The organism is Leclercia sp. LSNIH1 (assembly GCF_002902985.1).
In the GTDB taxonomy this organism is placed as follows: domain Bacteria; phylum Pseudomonadota; class Gammaproteobacteria; order Enterobacterales; family Enterobacteriaceae; genus Enterobacter.
Genome location: NZ_CP026167.1, coordinates 1,147,994 through 1,161,147 on the forward strand (window position 1 = coordinate 1,147,994; position 13,154 = coordinate 1,161,147).

Here is a 13,154-nt window from a genome sequence, read left to right on the forward strand (position 1 = left end):
ACGAGATGGCGTTATTAAATGTAGATAAATTATCGGTGCACTTCGGTGACGTAGGCTCCGAGTTTCGCGCCGTAGATCGGGTCAGCTACAGCGTAAATCAGGGTGAAGTGGTCGGCATTGTGGGCGAGTCCGGTTCCGGTAAATCGGTAAGCTCCCTGGCAATCATGGGACTGATTGATTTTCCAGGCCGCGTGATGGCGGAAAACCTGGAATTTAACGGGCAGGATCTGAAGCGCATTTCCGAAAAAGAGCGCCGCAACCTGGTCGGTGCCGAAGTGGCGATGATCTTCCAGGATCCGATGACCAGCCTTAACCCGTGCTACACCGTGGGCTTCCAGATTATGGAAGCCATTAAGGTGCACCAGGGCGGAAACAAGAAAACCCGCCGCCAGCGGGCAATCGATCTGTTGACCCAGGTGGGTATTCCGGACCCGGCCTCGCGTCTGGATGTCTATCCGCACCAGCTCTCCGGCGGGATGAGCCAGCGCGTGATGATCGCCATGGCGATTGCCTGTCGGCCAAAACTGCTGATTGCCGATGAACCGACAACCGCGCTGGACGTGACCATTCAGGCACAGATCATCGAGCTGTTGCTGGAGTTACAGCAGAAAGAGAACATGGCGCTGATCCTGATCACCCATGACCTGGCGTTAGTGGCCGAAGCGGCGCATAAAATCATCGTGATGTATGCCGGGCAGGTTGTGGAAACCGGCAGCTCGCACGATATCTTCCGCGCGCCGCGTCACCCCTATACCCAGGCGCTGCTGCGCGCACTGCCGGAGTTTGCCCAGGATAAGGCGCGCCTGAAGTCACTGCCGGGCGTGGTACCGGGTAAATATGACCGCCCGACCGGCTGTCTGCTGAACCCGCGCTGCCCGTATGCTACGGACAAATGTCGCGTTGACGAGCCGGCGCTGAACACCGTGGACGGCGGTCGCCAGTCTAAATGTCACTACCCACTTGATGACGCCGGGAGGCCGAACTATGAGTACGCATGAGGCCACCATGCAACAGCCCCTGTTGCAGGCTATCGATCTGAAAAAACACTACCCGGTGAAGAAGGGGCTGTTTGCCCCTGAGCGCCTGGTGAAAGCGCTGGACGGCGTCTCCTTTACCCTCGAGCGCGGCAAAACGCTGGCGGTAGTAGGCGAGTCTGGCTGCGGGAAATCCACACTGGGTCGCCTGCTGACCATGATTGAAACCCCGACCGGGGGCGAGCTGTACTATCAAGGGCAGGATCTGCTGAAGCACGATCCCGACGCGCAGAAGCTGCGTCGCCAGAAAATCCAGATTGTCTTCCAGAACCCCTATGGTTCGCTGAACCCGCGTAAAAAAGTGGGGCAGATTCTGGAGGAGCCGCTGCAGATCAACTCCACGCTGAGTAAAGAGCAGCGTCGCGAAAAGGCGCTGGCGATGATGGCGAAAGTGGGGCTTAAGACCGAGCACTACGATCGCTATCCACATATGTTCTCTGGCGGCCAGCGTCAGCGTATCGCTATTGCCCGTGGTCTGATGCTCGATCCGGATGTGGTGATCGCCGATGAACCGGTCTCCGCGCTGGACGTTTCCGTCCGTGCGCAGGTGCTGAACCTGATGATGGATCTGCAGCAGGATTTAGGCCTGTCGTATGTCTTCATCTCGCACGACCTCTCAGTGGTAGAGCATATCGCGGATGAAGTGATGGTGATGTATCTGGGCCGTTGCGTCGAGAAGGGCACCAAGGATCAGATCTTTAATAACCCGCGCCATCCGTATACCCAGGCGTTGCTCTCTGCGACCCCGCGTCTGAACCCGGATGACCGCCGGGAGCGTATTAAGCTGACCGGTGAGCTGCCAAGCCCACTCAATCCGCCGCCGGGGTGTGCATTCAACGCCCGCTGCCGCCGTCGTTTTGGACCATGTACCCAACTGCAACCGCAGTTGAAAGACTACGGCGGACAACTGGTGGCCTGCTTTGCGGTGGACCAGGACGAAAATGGCGAGAAGCCCCACGCGTAAGTGAAAAAAAACCGGCGAATTCGCCGGTTTTTTTATTGGTTTGCGGGACGCTATTTCCGTAAACGGATTTGATCGACAGCGTGTTTTTCGCTCTTGGTGAGGATCAGGCTGGCCCGCTCGCGCGTTGGCAGAATGTTCTCTTTCAGGTTCACATAGTTGATCTCATTCCACAGTGCGGTCGCCACATTCACCGCCTCCTCTTTCGAGAGCTGGGCGTAGTTGTGGAAGTAGGAGTCAGGATCGGTGAATGCCCCTTCGCGGAACTTCAGGAAGCGGTTGATGTACCAGCTTTGCAGTAAATCTTCCGGGGCATCGACATAAATAGAGAAGTCGACAAAGTCGGAGACAAAGACATGATGCGGGTCATGAGGATAGTCCATCCCGCTTTGCAGAACGTTTAACCCTTCCAGAATCAAAATGTCCGGCTGGACCACGGTTTTGTCCCCGTCAGGGATACGGTCATAAATCAGGTGCGAATAGACCGGGGCCGTAACGTTCGGCACGCCGGATTTCAGATCCGACACGAATTTCACCAGACGGTGCATATCATAAGAGAGCGGGAAGCCTTTCTTCTTCATCAGACCGCGCTCCTTTAACACCTCGTTAGGGTGCAGGAAGCCGTCGGTGGTGATCAGCTCAACGCTGCGATGCTCTGGCCAGCGGCTCAGCAGCGCCTGCAGTACGCGCGCAGTGGTACTTTTACCCACGGCCACGCTGCCGGCAATACTGATGATATAAGGGATGCGCTGTCCGTTAGTCCCGAGGAACTGTTCCAGCACGGCCTGTCGACGAAGGTTGGAACTGATATAGAAATTCAGCAAACGTGACAGAGGCAAATAAATTTCAGCCACTTCTTCAAGCGACAGGTCTTCGTTTATCCCTTTTAACCGTGCGATTTCGCCTTCCGTTAAGGTCATCGGGACGGAGTCACGCAGAGCAGCCCACTGGCTGCGGCTAAACTGGAGATAAGGCGTCATTAACGTTTGCTCTTTTTTGCTCATAAGCATGCTTGAATGAGCCATCGCATCCCACAACAGAGGCTGGGTAGGGGGGAGTGGCACATCATTGATTAGTTAATTTTGGACAATGGGCAGGAGGTTAACACCAGATGAGCCGAATAATAAGAAAAAAAGTGGCCCCGTGTTGCGTTAAGCGGGAATCGTCACAGACCGGGTTTGAGCCTATTACGGGACAGCATATGGTGAATATTTGCGCGCGTCTGCCTGAAAATACAGCGTTATTCACTCTTCCAGCACAAAATGTGAGCGAAAGAACAATTTATGCAAATTTTTAGTTGCATGACTGCCCATGTCTCCATAGAATGCGCGCTACTTGATGCCGACTTAGCTCAGTAGGTAGAGCAACTGACTTGTAATCAGTAGGTCACCAGTTCGATTCCGGTAGTCGGCACCATCAAGTCCGGTGGGGTTCCCGAGCGGCCAAAGGGAGCAGACTGTAAATCTGCCGTCACAGACTTCGAAGGTTCGAATCCTTCCCCCACCACCACTTTCTGGCAGCGTTAACGCCGCCGGAGTTGGTTGAAAAAATTAACCAGCTCGAACTTAAAAAGAGAGAAATCTCTTTTTTTGTTACAGAAAGAACTGGGTAGCCGAGTTTCAGGATGCGGGCATCGTATAATGGCTATTACCTCAGCCTTCCAAGCTGATGATGCGGGTTCGATTCCCGCTGCCCGCTCCAATACGTGCTGATATGGCTCAGTTGGTAGAGCGCACCCTTGGTAAGGGTGAGGTCCCCAGTTCGACTCTGGGTATCAGCACCACTTCACTTCTCCCTCCCATTTCTCTCTGTTTCAATTTAAATGTATTCAACAGTTCAGGCATTTCGCCTGGTTGATGTGGTGATATCACCGATTTATCCGTGTCTTAGAGGGACAATCGATGTCTAAAGAAAAGTTTGAACGTACAAAACCGCACGTTAACGTCGGTACTATCGGCCACGTTGACCATGGTAAAACAACGCTGACCGCTGCAATCACTACCGTTCTGGCAAAAACCTACGGTGGTTCTGCTCGTGCATTCGACCAGATCGATAACGCACCAGAAGAAAAAGCTCGTGGTATCACCATCAACACTTCTCACGTTGAATACGACACCCCGACTCGCCACTACGCACACGTAGACTGCCCAGGCCACGCCGACTATGTTAAAAACATGATCACCGGTGCTGCGCAGATGGACGGCGCGATCCTGGTTGTTGCTGCGACTGACGGCCCAATGCCTCAGACCCGTGAGCACATCCTGCTGGGTCGTCAGGTAGGCGTTCCTTTCATCATCGTGTTCCTGAACAAATGCGACATGGTTGATGACGAAGAGCTGCTGGAACTGGTAGAGATGGAAGTTCGTGAACTGCTGTCTCAGTACGATTTCCCAGGCGACGATACCCCAATCGTTCGTGGTTCTGCTCTGAAAGCGCTGGAAGGCGAAGCTGAGTGGGAAGAGAAAATCATCGAACTGGCTGGCTACCTGGATTCTTACATCCCAGAACCAGAGCGTGCTATCGACAAGCCGTTCCTGCTGCCAATCGAAGACGTATTCTCCATCTCCGGTCGTGGTACCGTTGTTACCGGTCGTGTAGAGCGCGGTATCATCAAAGTTGGTGAAGAAGTTGAAATCGTTGGTATCAAAGATACTGCGAAATCTACCTGTACTGGCGTTGAAATGTTCCGCAAACTGCTGGACGAAGGCCGTGCTGGTGAGAACGTTGGTGTTCTGCTGCGTGGTATCAAGCGTGAAGAAATCGAACGTGGTCAGGTTCTGGCGAAGCCAGGCTCAATCAAGCCACACACCAAGTTCGAATCTGAAGTGTACATCCTGTCCAAAGACGAAGGCGGCCGTCATACTCCGTTCTTCAAAGGCTACCGTCCACAGTTCTACTTCCGTACTACTGACGTGACCGGTACCATCGAACTGCCAGAAGGCGTTGAGATGGTAATGCCAGGCGACAACATCAAAATGGTTGTTACCCTGATCCACCCAATCGCAATGGACGATGGTCTGCGTTTCGCAATCCGCGAAGGCGGCCGTACCGTTGGCGCGGGCGTGGTTGCTAAAGTTCTCGGCTAATTGCTGATAACATTTGACGCAATGCGCATGAAAAGGGCATCATTTGATGCCCTTTTTGCACGCTTTCACATCAGAACCTGGCTCATCAGTGATTATTTTTGTCATAATCATTGCTGAGACAGGCTCTGCAGAGAGCGTATAATCCGAAAAGCGAATTAGCATTTCGATTTGGTTTGCCTCGCGCTCGCGGGGTGAAAATGTTTGTAGAATACTTCTGACAGGTTGGTTTATGAGTGCGAATACCGAAGCTCAAGGGAGCGGGCGCGGCCTGGAAGCGATGAAATGGGTAGTAGTAGCCGTATTGTTGATCGTAGCAATCGTGGGCAACTACCTTTATCGTGACATGATGCTGCCGCTACGCGCGCTGGCAGTGGTAATTCTGATTGCTGCAGCGGGTGGTGTCGCGCTGTTGACGACCAAAGGTAAAGCGACCGTCGCTTTTGCCCGCGAAGCGAGAACGGAAGTCCGTAAGGTCATTTGGCCGACTCGCCAGGAAACATTGCACACCACGCTGATTGTAGCTGCGGTTACCGCTGTAATGTCACTGATCCTGTGGGGACTGGATGGTATTCTGGTTCGCCTGGTATCCTTTATCACTGGCCTGAGGTTCTGAGATGTCTGAAGCCCCTAAAAAGCGCTGGTACGTCGTTCAGGCGTTTTCCGGTTTTGAAGGCCGCGTAGCAACGTCGCTGCGTGAGCATATCAAATTACACAACATGGAAGAGTTGTTTGGTGAAGTTATGGTTCCGACCGAAGAAGTGGTCGAGATCCGTGGCGGCCAGCGTCGCAAAAGCGAGCGCAAATTCTTCCCGGGTTACGTGCTCGTTCAGATGGTGATGAACGACGCAAGCTGGCACTTAGTGCGCAGCGTACCGCGCGTAATGGGCTTTATCGGCGGCACGTCTGACCGTCCGGCGCCAATCAGCGATAAAGAAGTTGATGCGATTATGAACCGCCTGCAGCAGGTGGGTGATAAGCCGCGTCCGAAAACGCTGTTTGAACCGGGTGAAATGGTACGTGTTAATGACGGTCCGTTTGCTGACTTTAACGGTGTGGTTGAAGAAGTGGACTACGAGAAGTCCCGCCTGAAAGTTTCTGTTTCTATCTTCGGTCGTGCGACCCCGGTAGAGCTGGACTTCGCTCAGGTAGAAAAAGCCTAAGCAGCGATCAAAAAAGCGACGATTTAAACGTTGCACAGGGCGCGAGATTGGAATACAATTTCGCGCCTTTTGTTTTTATGGATGCAATCCGTAAAACGAATTTTATCACGGGGAGCCTCCTTGAGGCGCTATAACCCAATCAGAGGATTTTAGAATGGCTAAGAAAGTACAAGCCTACGTCAAGCTGCAGGTTGCAGCTGGTATGGCGAACCCAAGTCCACCAGTTGGTCCAGCTCTGGGTCAGCAGGGTGTGAACATCATGGAATTCTGTAAAGCGTTCAACGCAAAAACCGAATCCCTGGAAAAAGGTCTGCCAATCCCAGTCGTAATCACTGTTTACGCTGACCGTTCTTTCACTTTCGTTACCAAGACCCCGCCGGCAGCAGTTCTGCTGAAAAAAGCGGCTGGTATCAAGTCTGGTTCCGGCAAGCCGAACAAAGACAAAGTAGGTAAAATTTCCCGCGCTCAGCTGCAGGAAATCGCGCAGACCAAAGCTGCCGACATGACTGGTTCCGACATTGAAGCGATGACTCGCTCCATCGAAGGTACTGCACGTTCCATGGGCCTGGTAGTGGAGGACTAAGAAATGGCTAAACTGACCAAGCGCATGTCCGTGATCCGTGACAAAGTTGATGCGACCAAACAGTACGAAATCAACGAAGCTATCGCTCTGCTGAAAGAACTGGCTACCGCTAAGTTCGTTGAAAGCGTTGACGTTGCTGTAAACCTCGGTATCGACGCTCGTAAATCTGATCAGAACGTACGTGGTGCAACTGTACTGCCACACGGTACTGGCCGTTCCGTTCGCGTAGCCGTATTTGCCCAGGGCGCAAACGCTGAAGCTGCTAAAGCTGCAGGCGCTGAGCTGGTAGGTATGGAAGATCTGGCTGACCAGATCAAGAAAGGCGAAATGAACTTTGACGTTGTTATCGCATCTCCAGATGCAATGCGCGTTGTTGGCCAGCTGGGCCAGGTTCTGGGTCCACGCGGCCTGATGCCAAACCCGAAAGTGGGTACTGTAACTCCTAACGTTGCTGAAGCGGTTAAGAACGCTAAAGCAGGTCAGGTTCGTTATCGTAACGACAAAAACGGCATCATCCACACCACCATCGGTAAAGTGGACTTCGACGCTGACAAACTGAAAGAAAACCTGGAAGCTCTGCTGGTTGCGCTGAAAAAAGCAAAACCAACTCAGGCGAAAGGCGTGTACATCAAGAAAGTTAGCATCTCCACCACCATGGGTGCAGGTGTTGCAGTTGACCAGGCTGGCCTGAGCGCTGCTGCAAACTAATACCTTTACGTGGGCGGCGAATTTGTCTACAATCTTCGCCCACGTTTGCTAACTCAGGTTAGCGGGTAACCGAATTGTTCGTTGGAGCCTGGCCTATCCAGGCCTCCGTCGAAGACCGCAGGTGTCTCGCAAGAGGCTTAATCCCCTGCGTAGACGGTGACAGAACGCTAAGATTATTTTTTGATACTCTGGCTTGTTTCTGCTCACCGTATTTAGACGCTCTTCCCGTTGGGAAGAGTGAAGTGAGTTCCAGGGCATGAGCCCTGGCAAACATCCAGGAGCAAAGCTAATGGCTTTAAATCTTCAAGACAAACAAGCGATTGTTGCTGAAGTCAGCGAAGTAGCCAAAGGCGCGCTGTCTGCAGTAGTTGCGGATTCCCGTGGCGTTACTGTAGATAAAATGACTGAACTGCGTAAAGCAGGTCGTGAAGCTGGCGTTTACATGCGTGTTGTTCGTAACACCCTGCTGCGCCGCGTAGTTGAAGGTACTCCTTTCGAGTGCCTGAAAGACACGTTTGTTGGTCCAACCTTGATTGCATACTCTATGGAACACCCGGGCGCTGCTGCTCGTCTGTTCAAAGAGTTCGCGAAAGCGAATGCAAAATTCGAGGTTAAAGCTGCAGCCTTTGAAGGTGAGTTGATCCCGGCATCGCAAATCGATCGCCTGGCAACCCTGCCGACCTACGAAGAAGCAATTGCACGCCTGATGGCAACCATGAAAGAAGCTTCGGCTGGCAAACTGGTTCGCACTCTGGCTGCTGTTCGCGATGCGAAAGAAGCTGCTTAATTGCAGTCCTCTTTATCAAGTATTCGCTTACGTATAAACTTATTCTGATTTTCAGGAACAATTTAAATGTCTATCACTAAAGATCAAATCATTGAAGCAGTATCCGCTATGTCCGTAATGGACGTTGTAGAACTGATCTCTGCAATGGAAGAAAAATTCGGTGTTTCCGCTGCTGCTGCTGTAGCTGTAGCTGCTGGCCCGGTTGAAGCTGCTGAAGAAAAAACTGAATTCGACGTAGTTCTGAAAGCTGCTGGCGCGAACAAAGTTGCTGTAATCAAAGCAGTACGTGCTGCAACTGGCCTGGGTCTGAAAGAAGCTAAAGACCTGGTAGAATCTGCTCCAGCTGCGCTGAAAGAAGGCGTGAGCAAAGACGACGCAGAAGCACTGAAAAAATCTCTGGAAGAAGCTGGCGCTGAAGTTGAAGTTAAATAAGCCAACCCTTCCGGTTGCAGCCTGAGAAATTAGGCTGATGGCTGGTGACTTTTTGGTCACCAGCCTTTTTGCGCTGTAAGGCGCCAGTAGCGTTTCACACTGTTTGACTGCTGGTTGTCCTGACAATGCTTGTTTCTATCGACGACTTAATATACTGCGACAGGGTGCTCGCTCTGGGTAAATCGCAATGAAATGGTTTAAGCGTGATAGCAACAGGCATTGCGGAAAGTGTTCGATTTTCCGATCAACAAAATGGTGTTGCACAAACTGTCCGCCAATGGACAGATGGGTCGACTTGTCAGCGAGCTGAGGAACCCTATGGTTTACTCCTATACCGAGAAAAAACGTATTCGTAAGGATTTTGGTAAACGTCCACAAGTTCTGGACATTCCATATCTCCTTTCTATCCAGCTTGACTCGTTCCAGAAGTTTATCGAGCAAGATCCTGAAGGGCAGTACGGCCTGGAAGCAGCCTTCCGTTCCGTATTCCCGATTAAGAGCTACAGCGGTAACTCCGAGCTGCAATACGTCAGCTACCGCCTTGGCGAACCGGTATTTGACGTTCAGGAATGTCAAATCCGTGGCGTGACCTACTCGGCACCGCTGCGCGTTAAACTGCGTCTGGTGATCTACGAGCGCGAAGCGCCGGAAGGCACCGTTAAAGACATCAAAGAACAAGAAGTCTACATGGGCGAAATTCCGCTCATGACCGACAACGGTACTTTCGTTATCAACGGTACTGAGCGTGTTATCGTTTCCCAGCTGCACCGTAGCCCGGGCGTCTTCTTCGACAGCGATAAAGGTAAAACGCACTCTTCCGGTAAAGTACTGTATAACGCGCGTATCATTCCTTACCGTGGTTCCTGGCTGGACTTCGAGTTCGATCCGAAAGACAACCTGTTTGTCCGTATCGACCGTCGTCGTAAACTGCCTGCGACCATCATTCTGCGTGCGCTGAACTACACCACTGAGCAGATTCTTGATCTGTTCTTTGAGAAAGTTGTCTTTGAAATTCGCGACAACAAGCTGCAAATGGAACTGGTGCCAGAGCGTCTGCGTGGTGATACCGCGTCGTTCGACATCGAAGCCAACGGCAAAGTGTATGTGGAAAAAGGCCGCCGTATTACTGCGCGCCACATCCGTCAGCTGGAAAAAGATGAAATCAAACACATCGAAGTTCCGGTTGAGTACATTGCTGGCAAAGTTGCAGCAAAAGACTACGTTGATGCATCTACTGGCGAGCTGATCTGCCCAGCGAACATGGAGCTGAGCCTGGATCTGCTGGCTAAGCTGAGCCAGTCTGGCCACAAGCGTATCGAAACGCTGTTCACCAACGATCTGGACCACGGTCCGTACATGTCCGAAACCGTACGTGTCGACCCAACCACCGATCGTCTGAGCGCGCTGGTAGAAATCTACCGCATGATGCGCCCTGGTGAGCCACCAACTCGCGAAGCGGCTGAAAGCCTGTTCGAGAACCTGTTCTTCTCCGAAGACCGCTACGATCTCTCCGCGGTTGGTCGTATGAAGTTCAACCGTTCTCTGCTGCGTGACACGATCGAAGGTTCCGGTATCCTGAGCAAAGAAGACATCATCGAAGTGATGAAGAAGCTCATCGATATCCGTAACGGTAAAGGCGAAGTGGACGATATCGACCACCTCGGCAACCGTCGTATCCGTTCCGTAGGCGAAATGGCGGAAAACCAGTTCCGCGTTGGCCTGGTACGTGTAGAGCGTGCGGTGAAAGAGCGTCTGTCTCTGGGCGATCTGGATACCCTGATGCCTCAGGATATGATCAACGCCAAGCCGATCTCCGCAGCAGTGAAAGAGTTCTTTGGTTCCAGCCAGCTGTCTCAGTTTATGGACCAGAACAACCCGCTGTCTGAGATCACGCACAAGCGTCGTATCTCTGCACTCGGCCCAGGCGGTCTGACCCGTGAGCGCGCAGGCTTCGAAGTTCGAGACGTACACCCGACCCACTACGGTCGCGTATGTCCAATCGAAACGCCTGAAGGTCCAAACATCGGTCTGATCAACTCCCTGTCCGTGTACGCACAGACGAACGAATACGGCTTCCTCGAGACCCCGTACCGTAAAGTGACTGACGGTGTTGTAACCGACGAAATTCACTACCTGTCTGCTATCGAAGAAGGTAACTACGTTATCGCCCAGGCGAACACCAACCTGGACGAAGAAGGTCGCTTTGTTGATGACCTCGTTACCTGCCGTAGCAAAGGTGAATCCAGCTTGTTCAGCAACGACCAGGTTGACTACATGGACGTTTCCACCCAGCAGGTGGTTTCCGTCGGTGCGTCCCTGATCCCGTTCCTGGAACACGATGACGCCAACCGTGCATTGATGGGTGCGAACATGCAACGTCAGGCGGTTCCGACTCTGCGCGCTGATAAGCCGCTGGTTGGTACCGGTATGGAACGTGCTGTTGCCGTTGACTCCGGTGTAACTGCAGTTGCTAAACGTGGCGGTACCGTTCAGTACGTGGATGCATCCCGTATCGTTATCAAAGTTAACGAAGACGAGATGTACCCAGGCGAAGCGGGTATCGACATCTACAACCTGACCAAATACACCCGTTCTAACCAGAACACCTGTATCAACCAGATGCCTTGCGTATCTCTGGGTGAGCCAGTTGAGCGCGGCGACGTGCTGGCAGACGGTCCGTCCACCGACCTCGGTGAACTGGCGCTCGGTCAGAACATGCGCGTAGCGTTCATGCCGTGGAACGGTTACAACTTCGAAGACTCCATCCTCGTCTCCGAGCGTGTGGTTCAGGAAGATCGTTTCACCACTATTCACATCCAGGAACTGGCCTGTGTCTCCCGTGACACCAAGCTGGGGCCAGAAGAGATCACCGCTGACATCCCTAACGTGGGTGAAGCTGCGCTCTCCAAACTGGATGAATCCGGTATCGTTTACATCGGTGCGGAAGTGACCGGCGGCGACATTCTGGTTGGTAAGGTAACGCCGAAAGGTGAAACCCAGCTGACGCCAGAAGAGAAACTGCTGCGCGCGATCTTCGGTGAGAAAGCGTCTGACGTTAAAGACTCTTCTCTGCGCGTACCGAACGGTGTTTCCGGTACGGTTATCGACGTACAGGTCTTTACTCGCGATGGCGTAGAAAAAGACAAACGTGCGCTGGAAATCGAAGAGATGCAGCTGAAGCAGGCTAAGAAAGACCTGTCTGAAGAGCTGCAGATCCTTGAAGCTGGCCTGTTTGGTCGTATCTACGCGGTGCTGGTTTCCGGTGGTGTTGAAGCTGAGAAGCTCGACAAGCTGCCGCGTGACCGCTGGCTGGAACTGGGCCTGGCCGACGAAGAGAAACAAAATCAGCTGGAACAGCTGGCTGAGCAGTATGACGAACTGAAACACGAGTTCGAGAAGAAACTCGAAGCGAAACGCCGCAAAATCACTCAGGGCGACGATCTGGCACCGGGCGTGCTGAAGATTGTTAAGGTTTATCTGGCCGTTAAACGTCAGATCCAGCCTGGTGATAAGATGGCGGGTCGTCACGGTAACAAGGGTGTTATCTCTAAGATCAACCCGATCGAAGATATGCCTTACGATGAAAACGGCACGCCGGTAGACATCGTACTGAACCCACTGGGCGTACCGTCTCGTATGAACATCGGTCAGATCCTTGAAACCCACCTGGGTATGGCTGCGAAAGGTATCGGCGACAAGATTAACGCCATGCTGAAACAGCAGCAGGAAGTCGCGAAACTGCGCGAATTCATCCAGCGTGCGTACGATCTGGGTACCGACGTTTGCCAGAAAGTCGACCTGAACACCTTCAGCGATGAAGAAGTGATGCGTCTGGCTGAAAACCTGCGTAAGGGTATGCCAATCGCAACGCCTGTCTTCGATGGTGCGAAAGAGTCTGAAATCAAGGAACTGTTACAGCTGGGTGGCCTGCCAAGTTCTGGCCAGATCACTCTGTTCGACGGTCGTACCGGTGAGCAGTTCGAGCGCCAGGTAACCGTTGGCTACATGTACATGCTGAAACTGAACCACCTGGTTGATGACAAGATGCACGCGCGTTCTACCGGTTCTTACAGCCTGGTTACTCAGCAGCCGCTGGGTGGTAAGGCGCAGTTCGGTGGTCAGCGCTTCGGGGAGATGGAAGTGTGGGCGCTTGAAGCATATGGCGCAGCATACACCCTACAGGAAATGCTCACCGTTAAGTCTGATGACGTGAACGGTCGTACCAAGATGTATAAAAACATCGTGGACGGCAACCATCAGATGGAGCCGGGCATGCCAGAGTCCTTCAACGTACTGTTGAAAGAGATTCGTTCGCTGGGTATCAACATCGAACTGGAAGACGAGTAACTCTCGCTCAAACAGGTCACTGGTGTCGGGGTAACTCCCGACACCAGATTGTGCTA

General features: G+C 52.7%; 11 protein-coding genes and 4 tRNA genes. 14 read left to right on the plus strand and 1 reads right to left on the minus strand.

All coding sequences use genetic code 11. The features are described from left to right. Window positions 1-5 precede the first annotated feature (5 nt). Together dppD and dppF are read left to right on the plus strand one after the other, a co-directional pair. The gene (dppD, locus tag C2U54_RS05845) at window positions 6-998 is read left to right on the plus strand and encodes a dipeptide ABC transporter ATP-binding protein (RefSeq protein ID WP_103177795.1); all 993 of its coding nucleotides are present in this window, start codon (window positions 6-8) and stop codon (window positions 996-998) included. Continuing rightward, window positions 985-1,998 carry a dipeptide ABC transporter ATP-binding subunit DppF gene (dppF, locus tag C2U54_RS05850; RefSeq protein ID WP_103177796.1) on the plus strand — a complete coding sequence of 338 codons (1,014 nt, stop codon included), beginning with the start codon at window positions 985-987 and terminating at the stop codon, window positions 1,996-1,998. The genes dppD and dppF overlap by 14 nt, the downstream gene beginning before the upstream one ends. 50 nt (window positions 1,999-2,048) lie before the next feature. On the opposite strand, the gene coaA is transcribed toward dppF, so the two are convergent. Further along, the gene (gene coaA / locus C2U54_RS05855) at window positions 2,049-2,999 is read right to left on the minus strand and encodes a type I pantothenate kinase (RefSeq protein ID WP_103177797.1); all 951 of its coding nucleotides are present in this window, start codon (window positions 2,997-2,999) and stop codon (window positions 2,049-2,051) included. Window positions 3,000-3,335: 336 nt separating this feature from the next. Here coaA and C2U54_RS05860 point away from each other — a divergent pair. The 12 genes from C2U54_RS05860 (at window position 3,336) to rpoB (ending at window position 13,098) form a co-directional block, all read left to right on the plus strand. Beyond that, window positions 3,336-3,411 (plus strand) — tRNA-Thr (locus C2U54_RS05860). An 8-nt stretch (window positions 3,412-3,419) separates the two neighbouring features. Continuing rightward, window positions 3,420-3,504: transfer RNA gene (locus tag C2U54_RS05865), tRNA-Tyr, on the plus strand. A gap of 117 nt (window positions 3,505-3,621) precedes the next feature. Next, window positions 3,622-3,696, plus strand: a tRNA-Gly gene (locus tag C2U54_RS05870). Window positions 3,697-3,702: 6 nt separating this feature from the next. Next, a tRNA-Thr gene (locus C2U54_RS05875) sits at window positions 3,703-3,778 on the plus strand. A gap of 118 nt (window positions 3,779-3,896) precedes the next feature. Beyond that, the gene (gene tuf, locus C2U54_RS05880) at window positions 3,897-5,081 is read left to right on the plus strand and encodes an elongation factor Tu (RefSeq protein WP_059307073.1); all 1,185 of its coding nucleotides are present in this window, start codon (window positions 3,897-3,899) and stop codon (window positions 5,079-5,081) included. Between the two features lie 229 nt (window positions 5,082-5,310). Further along, window positions 5,311-5,694, plus strand: coding sequence for a preprotein translocase subunit SecE (secE, locus tag C2U54_RS05885; protein WP_003862342.1), 384 nt, complete (start codon window positions 5,311-5,313; stop codon window positions 5,692-5,694). 1 nt (window position 5,695) lies between these two features. Continuing rightward, complete coding sequence (gene nusG / locus C2U54_RS05890) at window positions 5,696-6,241, plus strand: transcription termination/antitermination protein NusG (protein WP_003862341.1); 546 nt, start codon at window positions 5,696-5,698, stop codon at window positions 6,239-6,241. Window positions 6,242-6,395: 154 nt separating this feature from the next. After that, window positions 6,396-6,824: a 50S ribosomal protein L11 gene (rplK, locus tag C2U54_RS05895; RefSeq protein WP_004097640.1), complete on the plus strand. Its 429-nt coding sequence runs from the start codon at window positions 6,396-6,398 to the stop codon at window positions 6,822-6,824. 3 nt (window positions 6,825-6,827) lie between these two features. Further along, window positions 6,828-7,532 (plus strand): 50S ribosomal protein L1, encoded by a 705-nt coding sequence (gene rplA / locus C2U54_RS05900; RefSeq protein WP_103177798.1) that lies wholly within the window; start codon window positions 6,828-6,830, stop codon window positions 7,530-7,532. Between the two features lie 289 nt (window positions 7,533-7,821). Further along, complete coding sequence (rplJ, locus tag C2U54_RS05910) at window positions 7,822-8,319, plus strand: 50S ribosomal protein L10 (protein ID WP_004097644.1); 498 nt, start codon at window positions 7,822-7,824, stop codon at window positions 8,317-8,319. Between the two features lie 66 nt (window positions 8,320-8,385). Then, window positions 8,386-8,751, plus strand: coding sequence for a 50S ribosomal protein L7/L12 (gene rplL / locus C2U54_RS05915; RefSeq protein ID WP_103177800.1), 366 nt, complete (start codon window positions 8,386-8,388; stop codon window positions 8,749-8,751). Between the two features lie 318 nt (window positions 8,752-9,069). Further along, window positions 9,070-13,098: a DNA-directed RNA polymerase subunit beta gene (gene rpoB / locus C2U54_RS05920; protein ID WP_103177801.1), complete on the plus strand. Its 4,029-nt coding sequence runs from the start codon at window positions 9,070-9,072 to the stop codon at window positions 13,096-13,098. Window positions 13,099-13,154 lie beyond the last annotated feature (56 nt).